15 protein-coding genes and 2 pseudogenes are annotated in these 16440 nt (G+C 41.2%); 8 read left to right on the forward strand and 9 right to left on the reverse strand.

The genetic code is table 11. The features are described 5' to 3' along the window. Window positions 1-136: 136 nt before the first annotated feature. Window positions 137-352: a hypothetical protein gene (locus V7K15_RS03215; protein ID WP_334902970.1), complete on the reverse strand. Its 216-nt coding sequence runs from the start codon at window positions 350-352 to the stop codon at window positions 137-139. Window positions 353-450: 98 nt separating this feature from the next. Between V7K15_RS03215 and V7K15_RS03220 the strand changes: the two genes are divergently transcribed. The 4 genes from V7K15_RS03220 to V7K15_RS03235 all read left to right on the forward strand — a co-directional run bounded on the left by V7K15_RS03220 (window position 451) and on the right by V7K15_RS03235 (window position 4361). Beyond that, the gene (locus tag V7K15_RS03220; RefSeq protein ID WP_334902972.1) at window positions 451-666 is read left to right on the forward strand and encodes a hypothetical protein; all 216 of its coding nucleotides are present in this window, start codon (window positions 451-453) and stop codon (window positions 664-666) included. A 6-nt stretch (window positions 667-672) separates the two neighbouring features. After that, complete coding sequence (locus tag V7K15_RS03225; protein ID WP_334902973.1) at window positions 673-1077, forward strand: type II toxin-antitoxin system VapC family toxin; 405 nt, start codon at window positions 673-675, stop codon at window positions 1075-1077. A gap of 11 nt (window positions 1078-1088) precedes the next feature. Further along, window positions 1089-4094 (forward strand): UPF0182 family protein, encoded by a 3006-nt coding sequence (locus tag V7K15_RS03230; protein WP_334902975.1) that lies wholly within the window; start codon window positions 1089-1091, stop codon window positions 4092-4094. 84 nt (window positions 4095-4178) lie between these two features. Then, window positions 4179-4361: a hypothetical protein gene (locus V7K15_RS03235; protein ID WP_292790110.1), complete on the forward strand. Its 183-nt coding sequence runs from the start codon at window positions 4179-4181 to the stop codon at window positions 4359-4361. A gap of 372 nt (window positions 4362-4733) precedes the next feature. Here the strand turns inward: V7K15_RS03235 and V7K15_RS03240 are convergent, their stop codons facing one another. The 4 genes and pseudogenes from V7K15_RS03240 to V7K15_RS03260 all read right to left on the reverse strand — a co-directional run bounded on the left by V7K15_RS03240 (window position 4734) and on the right by V7K15_RS03260 (window position 8298). Continuing rightward, on the reverse strand, window positions 4734-5036 hold the full coding sequence (locus V7K15_RS03240; protein WP_334902977.1) for a hypothetical protein: 303 nt from the start codon (window positions 5034-5036) through the stop codon (window positions 4734-4736). 580 nt (window positions 5037-5616) lie between these two features. Next, window positions 5617-7020 carry a glycoside hydrolase 100 family protein gene (locus V7K15_RS03245; protein ID WP_334902979.1) on the reverse strand — a complete coding sequence of 468 codons (1404 nt, stop codon included), beginning with the start codon at window positions 7018-7020 and terminating at the stop codon, window positions 5617-5619. A gap of 62 nt (window positions 7021-7082) precedes the next feature. Next, window positions 7083-7253: pseudogene (locus V7K15_RS03250) on the reverse strand (SDR family oxidoreductase); the annotation flags it as partial. Window positions 7254-7869: 616 nt separating this feature from the next. Further along, complete coding sequence (locus V7K15_RS03260) at window positions 7870-8298, reverse strand: hypothetical protein (RefSeq protein WP_334902981.1); 429 nt, start codon at window positions 8296-8298, stop codon at window positions 7870-7872. A gap of 1261 nt (window positions 8299-9559) precedes the next feature. Here V7K15_RS03260 and V7K15_RS03265 point away from each other — a divergent pair. Together V7K15_RS03265 and V7K15_RS03270 are read left to right on the forward strand one after the other, a co-directional pair. Further along, entirely contained in the window at window positions 9560-10198 is a 639-nt protein-coding gene (locus tag V7K15_RS03265) for a hypothetical protein (protein ID WP_334902982.1), read from the forward strand. Between the two features lie 79 nt (window positions 10199-10277). Beyond that, entirely contained in the window at window positions 10278-11609 is a 1332-nt protein-coding gene (locus V7K15_RS03270; RefSeq protein WP_334902984.1) for a hypothetical protein, read from the forward strand. Window positions 11610-11825: 216 nt separating this feature from the next. Here the strand turns inward: V7K15_RS03270 and V7K15_RS03275 are convergent. From V7K15_RS03275 to V7K15_RS03290, 4 genes and pseudogenes are all read right to left on the reverse strand, one after another. After that, window positions 11826-11996: pseudogene (locus V7K15_RS03275) on the reverse strand (3'-5' exonuclease); the annotation flags it as partial. 21 nt (window positions 11997-12017) lie between these two features. Further along, complete coding sequence (locus tag V7K15_RS03280; protein ID WP_334903210.1) at window positions 12018-12473, reverse strand: hypothetical protein; 456 nt, start codon at window positions 12471-12473, stop codon at window positions 12018-12020. 125 nt (window positions 12474-12598) lie between these two features. Continuing rightward, the gene (locus V7K15_RS03285; protein WP_334902986.1) at window positions 12599-13861 is read right to left on the reverse strand and encodes a sensor histidine kinase; all 1263 of its coding nucleotides are present in this window, start codon (window positions 13859-13861) and stop codon (window positions 12599-12601) included. A 30-nt stretch (window positions 13862-13891) separates the two neighbouring features. Next, window positions 13892-15778: an ATP-binding protein gene (locus tag V7K15_RS03290; protein WP_334902988.1), complete on the reverse strand. Its 1887-nt coding sequence runs from the start codon at window positions 15776-15778 to the stop codon at window positions 13892-13894. Window positions 15779-16054: 276 nt separating this feature from the next. Here V7K15_RS03290 and petN point away from each other — a divergent pair, with 276 nt between their 5' ends. Together petN and V7K15_RS03300 are read left to right on the forward strand one after the other, a co-directional pair. Continuing rightward, a complete protein-coding gene (gene petN / locus V7K15_RS03295; protein ID WP_012408302.1) occupies window positions 16055-16144 on the forward strand; it encodes a cytochrome b6-f complex subunit PetN in 90 nt (29 codons plus the stop codon). 4 nt (window positions 16145-16148) lie between these two features. Next, window positions 16149-16313, forward strand: coding sequence for a hypothetical protein (locus V7K15_RS03300; protein WP_334903224.1), 165 nt, complete (start codon window positions 16149-16151; stop codon window positions 16311-16313). Window positions 16314-16440 lie beyond the last annotated feature (127 nt).

Genomic DNA, 16440 nt, shown 5'->3' on the forward strand with positions numbered 1-16440 from the left:
AAGCTGAGAACATCGGGAGCCGTGTACACAGAAATGGGTACGCACGGATCTAACTGAGAGGTGCGGGGAATAATATCCCCCATCGACTCAACCAAGAGAACAGAAGAAATAAACCTCTAATCTCCTATGTTGAGGCTCAGAACTCCACACTCGGAACTTTGACCTTTGAACTCGGAACTTCGACCTCTGAACTCGGAACTTCGACCTTTGAACTCGGAACTTCGACCTTTGAACTCGGAACTTCGACCTCTGAACTCGGAACTTGGTGTTCAGAACTGCAACAGTCGAGATCCAAGGGATAAGGGGTTAGGGGATAAGGGCAAAAGCTGCGAGAAATAATTCCAGAACTCATTATGTATAATCATTCTGGAACAAGCGCTCGATACAATAGACTCGTCCCACCAGAGCAGCAATAGATGCCACTAGAAATTAAATAGGAGGTAAACAATAATGCTACGAACCATTGAAGGAATTTATAAAAACGGCAAAATAGAACTAGCTGAAACACCACAAGGTATTACTGAAAGCAGAGTCTTTGTTACTTTCTTAGAAACAAAACCCATGACTTGGCCAGAAACGATTATGCAACATCAAGGTGTAGTAGAAAGTATCATTTTTGAGTCCTACAGAGACGAACTGCTACCACTTAACGAAATCGAGTTGTAATTAATTATGGGTTACTTACTCGATACCTGCGTAATTAGTGATTTTGTCAAGGGAGAAGAAAACACTCTCAAGCTATTAAAGTCTACTACTCCCACTGATATTTTTATTTCCTCCTTAACAGTAATGGAGGTGAAGTATAGATTAGCAATCAATCCCCAACGTGCCTTGAAAATTCGATCATTGATTGAAGCATTATTAGGTTCAATTACAATTTTACCTTTTGGTGTGGAAGAAGCTGAACAAGCTGCCCAAATTAGAAGTATTTTTAAAACAGCAGGTACTCCTATCGGTTCTTATGATCTACCGATCGCAGCAACAGCAGTAACTCACAATCATATTGTTGTAATATCTAATGTTCGAGAATTTCAAAGAGTACCCGGCTTGCAAATAGAGAATTGGCGTTCTTCTTAAATTAGATATCAATGTATTGGAAATGGGGCTTTAGACTATTAATTATATTTTTGGGGCTGTGGCTAGTGTTGGATCTGGGTTCCCGCCTGGGAGCAGAGATTTTTTGGTTTCAGGAAGTCGGCTATCTCCAAGTATTTCTGTTGAGAGTGGTAACTGGTGGTGTTTTGTGGTTGGTGGTGGCTGGAATCACTGCTGTCTATCTACTGCTAAATCTGGCTCTCGCACAACGGCTAAAATATCCCCAGTCTTTGAAGATTGAGGAAGTCAGGCGTGAGGAAGCAGAACTGGGGAGTGAATTAACAAATTTTCTCAGTCCTCGTTATCCAAGACGCAACGAAACCCAGATACTTGCGCTGCAACGCTTTCAACCATTAAGATTGCGCTGGTTATTACCCCTAACTCTGTTACTGAGCTTATTGATCGGGTTGATGCTGGCTCACTATGGTCAAATTGCTCTTTTCTACTGGCATTCTCCAGTTAATAACGCTAGTTTACCGATTCCCGCCCGATTTCGACCAGAGACAATCTGCCAACTCTTAAGGCAAATTGTTTCTCAAGTCTGGCATCTCAGTTTAATTGTGGTTGGCGCGATCGCAATTTTAATCTATCCCCAATTTTTATTAAGAGCGATCGCACTTTTGTTCTGTCCCATTTTTGCGTTCATCCTATTCCAACACTGGCCAAAGGTGCTGCAATATTTCCACCCCACCCTTTTCAACAGCACTGAGCCTTTATTTGGTCGAGATATCAGCTTTTACATATTTTCCTTACCCTTTTGGGAACTGCTAGAACTCTGGCTGATGGGATTATCTTTGTATGGCTTTGTCGCCGTTACTCTCACTTATCTCCTGTCAGGCGACAGTTTGAGTCAGGGAATTTTCCCCGGTTTTTCGCCCCAGCAGCAGCGTCATTTATCCGGGATGGGTAGCTTGTTGATGCTGGTAGTGGCGCTGAGTTATTGGCTGAGTCGCTATGAACTGGTGTATTCTACCCGTGGAGTTAGTTATGGTGCCTACTATACGGATGTGACAGCCCAGTTGCCAGCTGACACCGTTTTGTGCATCCTCGCAGTAGCGATCGCCTTTTACTTACTTTGGCGAACATTTTTCTGGAAACCCAAATCTCAGTATCGTCCCTTGGTGTTTTACGGGTTAGGGGTTTATCTAATACTGGTTGCAGTGGCTGAGGGTGTTCTACCTAGTGTGGTGCAATATTTAATTGTCCAACCGAATGAGTTGCAACGAGAGCAACCCTACATTCAGCGTACTATCGCCTTGACTCGCCAAGCATTTGATTTAGATGCGATCGATTCCAGAACTTTCAACCCACAAGGAAGATTGACTGAAGCTGATATTCAAAAGAATGACTTGACAATTCGGAATATTCGCCTGTGGGATCAGCGACCATTGTTAGAAACTAACCGTCAGCTGCAACAAATTCGGCCTTACTATCGGTTCCCTGATGCCGATATTGACCGCTATACTCTCAAAACAGATGCAACTTCACGCCGACCATCAGCCACCCAAAAGCCGCTAGAACCAACAGAACGGCGGCAGGTACTGATTGCCGCACGAGAATTAGACTACAGTGCCGTACCACAGGAAGCTCAAACATGGGTTAACCGCCGCCTTATTTATACCCACGGTTTTGGGTTTACTGTTAGCCCAGTTAATACAGTTGGTCCGGGTGGGCTACCAGAATATTTTGTGAAAGATATTAGCGGTAATAGTAGCGCCCTCACAACTTCCAATGAAGCGATTCGTGAAAGCATTCCCATTGGACAACCCCGAATTTATTACGGTGAAATCACTAATACTTATGTGATGAGTGGCACAAAAGTTAGAGAGCTAGACTACCCTAGTGGTAGTGACAATGTTTACAACTCTTACGATGGTTTGGGTGGCGTTGAAATCGGTTCAGGATGGCGACGCTGGCTATTTGCAATCTATTTGAAAGATTGGCAGATGTTGCTGACACGGGACTTTTTGCCAGATACAAAGGTGCTACTTCGGCGAAATGTCAAGCAAAGAATTGAAGCGATCGCACCTTTCCTGAAATTTGACAGCGATCCCTATTTAGTCGCTACTGCTAATCAAGATTTCCCAAGTAATCCCAGTTATCTTTACTGGATTGTTGATGCCTACACGACGAGCGATCGCTATCCTTACTCAGACTCTGGTAACGATGGGATCAACTACATTCGCAACTCGATCAAGGTAGTAATTGATGCCTATCACGGCACTGTTAAGTTTTACATTGCCGATCAGAGCGATCCGATCATTGCCACTTGGTCAGCAATATTTCCCCAAATGTTCAAACCGCTCAGTACAATGCCAGTAAATCTCCGTAGTCATACCCGGTATCCGGTGGACTTTTTCAAAATTCAATCTGAGCGGTTGATGACCTATCACATGACCGACTCCCAGGTATTTTACAATCGGGAAGACCAGTGGCAAATCCCCAACGAAATCTATGGTAGTGAAACACGTCCGGTAGATCCGTACTATTTGATTACTAGTTTACCCACCGTACCTTTTGTTGGTGCAGCCTCTCGTAGAGAAGAATTTATCCTGCTTCTGCCCTATACTCCCAAACAACGGACTAATTTAATCGCTTGGTTAGCGGCGCGATCGGATGGCAAGAACTACGGTAGGCTAGTGTTATATGTCTTTCCTAAAGAACGCCTAGTTTTCGGCCCAGAGCAAATCGAGGCGCGGATTAACCAAGACCCAGTAATTTCCCAGCAAATTTCTCTGTGGAATCGCCAGGGTTCGAGAGCCATTCAAGGAAATCTACTAGTCATTCCCATTGACCAATCGCTGCTCTATGTCGAGCCAATCTATCTAGAAGCCACACAGAATAGTTTACCAACTTTGGTGCGGGTAGTGGTGGCTTACGAAAACCGGATTGTCATGGCACAAACCTTAGAACAAGCATTGCAAGGAATTTTTAAACCAGAAGTTACACCAGCCCCTGCGATTATCCGTCCCTTTGAAGAAGCAGCCCCGCCAGGTTAAGCGATTTTAAAACTAAATAATTCAAAATTTATTGCAACAGCCATACTTTAATGGTTCAACATATGTAATGGACACTAAAACTTAATGGACATGGTACAAGATAACCAACTAGAGATTCGCCACGTAAGTCCTAAAGTCAGGGAGTTGATTAAAGTATACGCAGATGTTAATAACTGTACGCAAGTTGAGATGTTGGAACGCATTGTTTTGGAGTGGAACGCCCAACAAAGCGAGAGCGAACGACCGCCAGGAGACGAAGATGAATAACTTTGTGCTACAATCTTTAATCCGATTCTAGCGAGATGCTTTTATCAGAATGCCGCTTGAAAACCCTTGAAGATGTGTCCGACGTCAGGTCGATATATGTGTGCTTTAGACACTTTTTTGTGCAAACGTGGTCAGTATGGGAACCTGAAAAATAGACATCTCCAGAAATTAAATATGCCTTACCCAGAACCCTTGTAGAGACGTAGCACTGCTACGTCTCTACATTCTTTTTCGAGATGTCTAATCAGGATATTAAAACAGTGATGTTTTAATAATCTGCATCTATTTAGAGCTGAGAGTGTGAATAATTAGACTGGACTAGTACGGTGATCTTGTGTTTAGTAAGCATTCTCGGTGTTATCTGAGTATTACTTATTTCACCAACAATGGTGATTCCGAGTGAGGATTCTCCTTGATACTACTCACACAAAAACTAATGTGGGAGCGGATAGCTCGCTCATAAACTTCAGTCTGGTGAGTACGTACCCCTACAGCCTGATAGATTAAGTTAACTTCTGGGAATTCCGACCAATACATCAAAAAAATGTCTTTGGCTGGAGTAATAATTTCATAATTATTCTCTTGTCTTTTCTTTCTGAGTTTACAATTGTTTAGTTGTAATTTTTCTCTGAATAGTTTTTCAAATTCTGGAATTAAATCTGAAGTAATTTTCATGGTTTATACACGTTAAAACGTGTTAAGGATGCAAAGACTATCTGGTGATATTAGAAAGTATGACACTTCAGATACCTCTTACAATATAGTGTATCAGTTATCCGGTATTTTAGAAGGGGATTCAGACGCAGGGTGACTCGTTGGCGCAGCCCAAGTTAGACAGGACTTAGACAAACAATAGCCTGAACCCTGATTTTGAGGTAGGGGCAATACCCTGCGGTCAGCCTTCGTCTACATGAATTGCCCCTACCTCATGTAGTTTTGCGTAAGTCTTATAGAGAATCAGGCTGTGCGATCGCCACAACCTGTTGATCACGATTTTATCTAGCACAAATCGGCTATTTATTAACTTATACTTACTAAAAGTTTGGTTGTTTGTGATCTTACTGTCAGTGTAGCTAGTACAGGCGGAAGTTTGCCTACCTTTAACTAGTTGCTGTGAGCAGGTTGTCTATCTCTTGTCTGGTTAATTGAAATGGTAGCTGGATTTAGATGCCCTCTGTACTAGTTAGCAGAGACACCCTGTATAGTTACACCACTAAATCATCTTCTCTTTAGAGCCTTGGGGGGCAATCAGTACCTAGAGGCTACAGCCTGGGACTTCAAGTCCTTCTGCAAAGCTGATTAATTCCAAGTACTCTGGATTTTCTACGAACTTTTTGGCTGCTAGCAATCCGGCAATGCTCCAAGTTTGATAAATTCTGGCTTCTTTGCCAATCAAACGGCCATTGTTGCCATCGTAGTATTCTGGGAATTTATCCTTAAATAAACGCCTTTCGGCAATGGCGATCGCTGCTTGGGCAAGTTCTGTTCGACCTGCTTTGAGTGCGGCGGCAGTAAATAACCACAGTAAAACGGGCCAGTTCCCGCCGTTGTGATAAGACCAAGCCCTGTTTTTAGAATCACATCCTGTAACAATTCTCCACTCTAAACCATCCATTGCTGGAAAACAGATTTTAACAGGCATATAGCCGATCAAGTCTTGCCAACGTTGGGCAAATAAATTCATAATGCTTTGAGATTCTTTTTCGCTTGCTAAGGAAGCTAAGATTGCCATCAGATTTCCCAGAGCAAAAAAGCGAAAATCTATCCGTCCCGGCCCCAGATTTCCCGCTAAATATCCTCCAGTTTCGGGCAACCACTCGGTCAACCAAGTGGGAATTGATTCTGAGTTGATGTTGAATTTATTAACAATTTCTTTACCAAATTCGTTATCCTTGTAACGATAGATTTCCCCCAATCGCTTCAGGTCTAGCCAGTAATAGTTGCGGATATGATATTTCAAAGATCCCAATCGCTTATTGACTTTACCAAGGTAGCTATCGCTATCCCCATCTGGTAAAAGCAATTCATTAGCAGCCCTGAGGGAGGCATAGAATAACACCTGAATTTCTAGAGGATGTTCGTAGACTCCCATGCGACGGTCAATCATAAACGCGCCATCGGGAACTAACATTGTTGGGTACATGGAAAAGCGATGTACCAAGCAAAGATCCAAAATTAACTTGATTCCTGCTTGAAAATCTGGCTGACGCGCTAGGGTTAAATCGCCTGTAACTTTTTCATAAGCGCGTAGCAGGAGAATCCACCACATACAAGAATCAATTGGAGGAACACGAGCGATCGCCAGTTCACCAAAATCAGCGACCAAAAATTCCTCATTCCCCTTGGAATGTACTTTGAAACTTGCAGGCATTAACCCCGCTCCCGGTTCAAAGCAGTCTATCTGCTTTTCATGACTTTGTAATTTCAGTGTTTCTACTAAGAAGTTACGCACAATCTCTACTTTGCCGTGCATGAGAAACACCAAGGCAGAAGGGACAAAATCGCGGAGGAAGCACTGGTCATAATTGAGTGCATCTGACTCCGGATCGTGGGCGGCTACAGTACCAATGGGTCTTCCTTGGTAATAAATTATCGACTCTTCCAACAATTCCCAGGCTTCTGCTTCGAGCAGACTGTTATTATCGATCGCGCTAGTCATGGACGTCTAATTCCACTAATGGTATGTATCGGCTCTATTGTGGAAAATACGCAACCCTTACCTCAAGCTGACCAGTTTTCCCGGAAGTCAGCATCCAAAGTCAATCCACCATCTACAAACAAGGTTTATCCGGTGATGTAGGCGGCTTCATCCGAACCTAAAAAAGCTACTGCGGCTGCCATTTCCTCAGAGAAACCAGCACGCCCCATTAAGATGTGACTTTCCGCGTAGGCGTAGCCCGCACTTCTCTACGAGAGGCTATGCCAACGACAAAGCTACCCCGACTGCGCTCGGCACAAGTCAGTGACCATCATAGACATCACCTTTTTTTCTATCTTCATCTATCCAGGCTTGATTCATTGGTGTGTCTGGCGCAGCTTTAGAGTCTTTGCAGTAATCAATGGCGATGTTGCACCCTTCTTGAGCAAGTTATGATCGCGATCGCCTGACCGATACCTGATGTTGCACCTGTAATTAAGACCTTCTTTCATTCTAACCCTATCATATTTCTTTCCGAAGCTGCCCTTACTTGAATTTACACTCAATCAAACAATTTTGGATTTTAGATTATTCCTTCAATTCAAAATCTAAAATTGGCACTGTCAACCCCCAAGAGAAGGAATTAAAAATTAAAAAATAGGTTTTTCATGATTTAGAATTTCTGATACTATTTGACGAAATCCCTGCTATGGATACATGAGTAAGGGCGTATAGCGGTTCGTCGCTTAATAGGGTAAAAATCGGACTCAGTAAAGCGTCCGTCCACGGGTGGATTTCTAATACTCTAGAGAATGATTGAGTAGTAATGAATAATCGTGCTTTGTTTGATCAAGCTTAATACTTAATTATTTAGTATCTGCTACTGGGAAAAAGTAGAATATCTATTGTTTCGCCCACTACCAATCCCAAGACCGCTATGACTGTTAAAACCCAAAAGGAATCTAGCTTATTGAAGCCAGAAAAGCGCATTTCCAAATCACCTAAAAGCGTAGTTGCTAAGGGGATGATAAAAAGGCTGAATAATAATGACCAAGTTGCTACTAAAGCAATTGATATACTTAAAAATAATATGACAATTAAGGTTTGAGAGCCAAATTCAACTAAACGCTCTAACCAAGAAATACTCTTTCGCACTACAGCTATAACCATAGCAGCAACAAAAGCCCCCACTAACCAAATTATATGATGAGCAGCAAGATACCATCCCAGGAGAGTGTAAGCCAATAAGAGTAATATTAAAGGCATCAAAGGAATCCTGTTAAAAAATTCCACATTCATATTGCCAAGGCTTGTAAAAATACCAACTTAATCTCTTAAATTTAGTGAAAAATTGTTACTAATCAGACTTCTAAATATACCAGCTTTGCTCAGAATATTCCTCTATCTCCAGAGCAACTTTAAGGACATACTCTTTAGTCGTGACAATATATAGCCCTACTTAATCATTTGTGAACAATACTTAGACAAGTCGGGAATCTCAGCCTTAGACGCTTATAAAGTCTGTGGCAACAATAACTTGCTAAATCGGAAATTTTATACTTAGTACACGTCACCGTAAAAGGGGTTCGGAAATATTCAGACTTGATGTTGGGTTTCACTTCCCTACAGGACGCGAACGTTCTACCCAATTTAGGAATGATTAAATTCCATAGCCTTTTGGGGTGTTCTGTACTTAGTAATCTAATTTAACTTTGTTTGATGCGATCGCTTGTAGCTTAAAATTCAGACGATCAGGCTTATCCAGCTATAGTAAGATATTCTTGTCCGTAGTTGCATTAGTTATTTAAGTTATATATATGACATTTAGTACTGATTTAAGCATAATAGTAGTAGGTTCTAAAATACTATCAATGTGTGAATAAATTGACTTTGACTCTCGTCTATTTGTCATGAAATTTAATCAAGAGGTGGTTATAATTCATCGTGTACAAGTTTGACAACTGTCCACAATACTGTTGCATACCTCAAGCTCATGGTAATATTATTTTATTCTCAGGAGATATGATTTTATACATCAAGTTTTAACCATGCTGAAACAGCTAGTTAGGTGTGCTACCTCCAAAAAACAAAAAATTATTCAACCCACCCCGGAAATCAACAAAAGCCCGAACGTGCAAAGCACAGAGCTTTTGAAACTCTGCTTATACAAAGATACTAAAGAGCTAAGAAAGCCCTTTTTTAGGAATCATGACAGCCAGCGATGAAGGCATAAAACCCTTTGATAATGGCAAAAAATTAGACAATAGTAAATAGAAAAGTTTTGACACGGTGTCAATTGTTTTTTGTATATCTAAAAATATCAAAAAGCCGACTTTGTGTTGTCAAGAAGACATTCATATTGTGTGTTGTCTTGAGATATTGTTTATTTTGGTGGTTAGTTACCTATATAAAAGTCCTATTTGATTGGTGGAAACTTAGCTTACCATCGACCGAATGAGGCAACCTCTTAAATTTAAAAAATGATTTAGGACTGCTAGAACAATCCTGATTTAGTAATGACTCAATTATTAACAACGTAAGCAAGAGTAACAGGAAAAACATGAATATCATTGTTCATTTGTTTGGAGCGATCGTTCTCCAAGTATCTGCATTGACTGCGATGTCTAGCATGGCAATGTCTGATGATCAGCTTTTACGTGTCTATACTCAGGAAGCTGCTGCTTCTCAACAGAAAATAACGCAGAGGATTTGCTCTTTAGATCCCATTGATAATTTATTACCTCCACCACAAATTAAGGCAAGTAATTCTTTACTTTCTTACCTTGCTGAACAAGGTTTTACACAGAATAAAGAGGGTTCTTGGGTCTGTTATGCAAACGATCCTAAAAAAGAAGGGCGTTACTTTACTCTGTTTAAGGTTAAACAAGTTGATGGCAGACTCATCGCAAGTTCTTTCTTAGATGAAGGCAGTCTGATTCAGGGGCAGGAAAATCGGAGCTTGAACTTCTTTATGATGCTGATTGAGCATCATCTGAATACTAGTCAAGAGAACCGTCAAGGTATACGTAGGTATTTAGAAGCCTTCGTTTCCTTAGTAAAGCAAGGGAAGATCAAACCTACGCGTCGTGGGTTTCTTTTCGACCAACCAAACCGGGCATTGGTCTTATATCACACACTCTCATCAGGAAATCTCAAAGGTACGGGAATCACGATCAACATTTCTTTACCTAAGAGTTGAATTGGGGAGTAGGGAAGCAGAGGGAAATAACCAGTACCCAATGCCCAATTAAATTGCTGTCGTATAGTGGAGGTGCATTTTGCCTAAATCAATTGTTCAAAGAATTGCGATGCCATTTGCGGAGCCTCTCGTAGAGAAAGTGGTTCGCTTCGCCACCATCGGATTTTCATCTGTTGCAATAGTACTCACTACATATCAATCTGCTTTTGCACAGCTCAATATTGGACGCTATGGTATCCAACAAGGACTGGAGTCTGAGTATCTCCAGTACCAAATCAATAACCAGAATTTGAGCCAGATGCGAGTAATTCCTGCATGTAATGTAGGATTTGGTTTGAGCTGCAATAAAACTGGATCGGTAGTTCAGCAATTAGTTGATTTAAACGGCGGGACTAACTATCAAAACCTCCTGATACAAGCAGCTGGTGGGGAGAAAAACTTCCAGAATTTCGCTACTTTTTACGGTAACAATCCCAATCTCTCTGCGGTGCCTTTCGCTTCATTTTGGAGAAACCAATCCCCGGCAATTATGGATGGTTCTCAATACCTTCTTGGGCAAAGTTTTAGTCGCAACCCAGTAGAAGGACTCGGACTTGTAACCAAGCAGTTCTACTGGTCGCCGTACTCAGGAGTCAATAACTCGGTCAGCCTCCGTAATGGATTAATAGACTTGAAATTGTCATACGGACGACTGCTGTTTGAGGAAGCCTCAAAAATTTCCAACATTAAAGAGCAGATTCAATCTCTTGGTCTGTCGCCAGAGATGAGGAATTTTTATTTAAATAAAATCTCTACAGGCTTGGATGCCTTGAGTTCTGGAGATCAGAAGCAACTCCAACAGAGGATTTTTGAACTACTATCCTTTCCATACTCCGAAGATGGTGGGGAACTTGGACGCCCCAATAACGCGATTCCAGGGGAATTCAATCAGATATTGGGAGAAGATATCGCCGGAGATATTTTGCTGAGTGACAATCCACTAGCCTTGGACGGAGAAGGAATGGATCTCAATACTTTCCCTGACTCGGTGGGAGATGTTTTGGTACAAGACAGTTCTGATTCTTTTCCACTCTGGCCAATAATCGGAATTGGGGGTCTTGCTTTAATTCTGCTTTTACTACTGAATGGCGATAGTTCTTCAGCTCAAGGATCTGTTTCTTCAGGAAATATACCTACACCTATACATACACCTTTGTCTCTCACCAGCAAAGGCGAATGCGATCTGACTCCCGGTGGTAATGGTTCTGATCACACACAGATGATTGAGATTCCATGTAATGTTACTCCTAAAACCCCTACGGAAGTGAAGAGGGTAGTGGAGCCATCAATGATCAAAGCGCTGGTATTGCTAATTGTTCTACTATGCATAGTCCGTTACAAACATCGGTCTTTAAAAATCCGTAATTCGTAATTATTACAGCAGTTTTCATTTATTTAAACCACATCTATTGTCAGGGCATAGCATTGCTGCGCCTCTATAGTGGGAGTCTATTTACCTGAATATAGCTCTCAACTTAGTCTTCTGGGGCGATCGCTTCTAAAAAATGGATAAACCTAATTCATAACTACCCTTATTTTGTATTTACATATCAAAGTTGGTGTAGTTAACAGGTAACTTTGCGATTATTCAGCTTAGTTTTTTGCTTTTAATCTGTCTGTAGATAGCTGCAATGTTGCGGGCATCATCAATGCCACGATGGTGTGTGCCTTTTAATTCTATCCCCAACTCATTGAGAGCCTGTGCCATGCCAAATTTTTTAGACACGCCAAGATATTCTGAAAATTCCTCTTTGATATTTTAGTTTGCATGTTAGGTAATTTAGATTGATGAAAAAGGTTTAACCCAACGGAGTTGAATAGCCATATCAAGAGCGATGCCTACGGCGGGCTGTGCCAACGCAGCAAACGCAAACCACAATACACTTTCAAAAGCCAACACCACAAAAGGCAAAATTGTGCTGTGAGAATTCCACCCAAGTTCTATCTGAGTTAATCCCCGCACCAAGCCAAATGCCAGCACACCACCAGCTTTGAGTTGAGGATTTTTATCCGAGCGGATGATATAGCGGTAAGTGACACCAAATAGCAAACCAGTAAAAGTTGCAATTCCACCACTTACCCACCAATGCCAGTTAATATCAATTTGCAGACTTGCGAATATCTGAAAATACTTTGCTAGTACAAAAGTATTCAAAAGACTAGTAATAGCAAAAGCGAAACACACAGATAAACCTCCAATTATTCCAGCCTTGAGGGATTCTATGCGTTCTACCATTAATTGAGGATCTAAAATTGTGTTCACTCTATATAGAAATTAGGGATTGGGTATTGGGAAAAATTTTCGCCACTCTCCAGTATGATAAATGCTAAAGCAGTTTTGTAATTAATTAAATGCTGCTCTCATGTGGGAATTTTGATGATAAACTCGGTTCCTAGACCTAGTTGAGAATTCACTTCTAATAGACCTTCGTGTTTCTCTACAACTATTTGATATGCTATCGACAAGCCAAGTCCAGTCCCTTTTCCAACGACTTTTGTGGTAAATAACGGCTCAAACAAGCGTTTTTTAAGCCGTTCAGGAATACCAATTCCATTGTCAGCAATCCGAATTACAACAAATTCTTCAGAATCTATTTCTGTTGCAATTTTAATCTGAGGAATTAGATTGTTCATTTTGCCTTGCGTTATAGCTTCATCAACAGCATCAACTGCATTTGCCAGAATGTTCATAAATACTTGATTCATCTGCCCAATATAGCAGTTGATATCTGGTAATACTCCATAATTTTTAATAACTTCAATGCGGGGACGATCGCCATTAGCCTTGAAGCGATGTTGCAAAATCATTAGCGTACTATCTAGTCCTTGGTGTAAATTAGCAGATATTTTAGTATCCCTATCCGAGCGACAGAAGTTGCGGAGTGAATTAGAAAGGTTCCGAATTCGTTCACTTCCTAGCTTGAGTGAGTTCAAGATTTTTCCCATATCTTCGAGAACGAAGTTTATATTCAAGTCATCAATAGTAGTGGTAATTTTGGCTGTTGGGTTTGGATACTCTTGTTCATACAGTAGGAGCAATTCGGTTACTGCTGCAATGTGTTCTTGCAAGGGTGAAATATTGCTGGAAATAAAGTTGATGGGGTTGTTGATTTCATGTCCAATACCAGCGACTAACTCTCCGAGTGTTGATAGTTTCTCTTGCTGCACTAGTTTGACTTGGGCTTGTTGTAAAGCCTTGGTGCGATCGCTAACTTGTTGTTCCAAAGATTCAGTCAATTGTTTGAGTTGTAAATGCACGCGCACTCTAGCAATGACTTCCTCTTGTGCAAAGGGCTTAGGGATATAGTCTACTGCACCAAGGGAAAATCCCTTCGTTTTGCTTTCCGTATCCGCTAAGGCAGTGGTGAAAATAATCGGAATGTTTTGGGTAACAGGATTAGCTTTGAGACGATAACAAGTTTCAAATCCGTCAATACCCGGCATTTGTACATCCAGCAAAATCAACTCTGGTTGATTGCGTTCGGCTTGAGCGATCGCACTTTCTCCATCGACTGCAACACGGAAACGAAAACCCTCACTATTGAGCGCTTCACACAGGACAGATAAATTTGTCGGATTATCATCCACAATCAAAATAAATCCGTTATTTGTGATTTTGTTCATGATGGATTTAAAAGTTAAATTGAACTCCAATTACTTGATATATTGTTGAATAAAAGTTTCCAAACGTTTGAGTTGAAAATTACTAGCAAGCTGGACAAGCTGCTGAACAAAAACCATTAGCTGCTCATCAGATGCAGAAAGTTGCCCAGCCAGTTCCAAAATTTTTTGAATATCGCCATCTTGTGCGAGTTCGAGTAACTCTTGCAAAACCTCCTTGGCAGGATAAATCATCTTTTCCGGTTGTTCCAAACCACTTGTAGAGTTTTTTTTGATTGCGTCTACCTTCCCATCAAAAATCCATTCCAGGTTCAAAAATTGTCGTAGCATTTCCAGTAGCGTTTCCGCTTCTACAGGCTTTGGTAGAAACACATCTGCACCAACATCAATACTCTTGTGCTGGTCGATTGCAAACACACTGGCTGACGAAGCGATGATAGGAATCTCTTTAAATTGCTCAGACTCACGTAAACGATTGATCAACTCAAATCCATCGAATATAGGCATCACTAGGTCAGTAATAATCAAGTCTGGTTTGTGGGCTAGAGCCTGTTCCCATGCTTCCTGACCCTGACTAGCTTCTACAACAATAAACCCAACTGGCTCTAGTAAATTTACAATTACTGATCGGTTTTCCCATCTGTCATCCGCAATCAAAATGGTGCGCCTTTGTCCTTGATAATCAATAATGGTTCCCTGCTCAACCACTCTAGAAACCTTTGCCCAGTCTTTAGATTCTGGCAATTTTGCTTCAAACCAGAAAGTGCTACCTTTGCCAAATTCACTTTGTACCTGAATTTGATCGCCCATCAACAAAACAATGTTTTGGCTGATTGCTAATCCTAAGCCTGTACCTTCAGATTGTCGTTTCTGATTTCCCACTTGCTCAAACGGCTGGAAGATTTTCTCGGCTTGTTCAGGGATTATACCTGTGCCAGTATCTATTACCTGAAAGCGAATTTTGTAGTTAGTCTGTCCATTGGTATTTGATTCTTGAGTAATAACCTGAACTTTGAAGGTGACACTGCCTTGATTAGTAAATTTAATCGCATTACTAAGCAAGTTAATCAGTACTTGCCGCAAGCGTTTTTCATCAGCATGAATACCTGTTGGCAAATCAGGATCGAGTTGGACGTGAAATGCGATGACCTTTTGTTCTGCGCGGATGCGGCACATTTCAGTCACGCTATCTATAAAAGCAGGCAAGTAGAAATCAACAGGATACAATTCTAGTTTCCGAGCTTCTATTTTGGAGAGATCCAGAACATCATTAATTAGGGTTAAAAGATGGGAACCACATTGATAAATAATACTGACCCCTTTGCGTCCTTTTTCACTCAAAGATTCTGTGCGTTGGAGAATTTGTGTATAACCCAGGATGCCGTTAAGGGGTGTACGTAGTTCATGGCTCATATTAGCGAGAAATTCACTCTTGGCTTGGCTAGAGTTTTGAGCAACTTCTTCTGCAAGGCGTAGTTCTTTCTCGATGCGCTTGCGCTCAACAATTTCAGTTGAAAGCACTCGATTGATCGCTTCTAACTGGGCAGGGCTAGGTAGGGTCAGAGCTTGAGGCATGAGATAAAATAATGCAAATGCCGTATATATCGAAATAATGGCAGTTAAAGCTTTTAAACCACCTGCAATCCAATAGTCTGGATGCCAAAGCGTCCAAATTTCCATCAAGTGTCCAGTACCGCAGACAATGATAAAAGCACCAAATAACAAAAAGACTCCATTGAAAGGAACATCTTTGCGCTTGGAAATAAAGTAAATCAGTAAGAAGGGAATAGAATAATAGGCAAAAGCGATCGTGGCATCAGAAATAATGTGAAGCCAAACTAATCCAGTTTGCCAGAGATAACAATGTCCGTGGGGAATAAAACCGTTAGATTGGAAAGGATAGTTGAAAAATGTCGGCATGATATTAGGGGTTGGTGGATTGGAAATATATATCCAGAACCCTAGTATTCCCAAAGCATCAAGTGGAAAACCGCGATCGCTATTTTTTTATATTAGTTTTAATTATTACGTAGAGTATTAGCGTATCAAGAAAAGATAGTGTTTGGTTTGCGTAGGCGTAGCTCGTCGTAGACATCGCACGCCAAACTTCCAATGTCATTGAAAAAAATCTTAACCTGCCTTTTCCCAGTATGATAAATATTAGAAACCTTTTGTAATTATTTGAAAAGTGGGAGTATGGAGATTTTGACACTAGGTTGGGTATCACTGTTAGTTGTGTTCACTTGGTCAATTGCAATGGTAGTCTGGGGACGTAACGGACTGTAGAGGCATGGTGGAAAGTCCATTTTTGAGTATTTTGACTTTAGTTGCTGTAGTGCTGCTGGTAGTAGTCACTGGTGGTATTGGTTATTTAACCTTGGCAGATTGGCGCGATCGCCGTCGCCAAGAGGAAGAGAAACGCACCACCCGCAGCGCCACTCCTAAGCGGCGATAATTTTCTCGTAGTTGAAAAACTTTTTTGTAGGGACACGATATTATCGTGTCCCTACATTGTTTTTTTAGTATTTAAAGGAAATAATTGTTACCTTTCTACTGTCTAGGGGAATTATGAGATAGAAGAC

It is taken from the genome of Nostoc sp. (assembly GCF_036919815.1).
In the GTDB taxonomy this organism is placed as follows: domain Bacteria; phylum Cyanobacteriota; class Cyanobacteriia; order Cyanobacteriales; family Nostocaceae; genus Nostoc.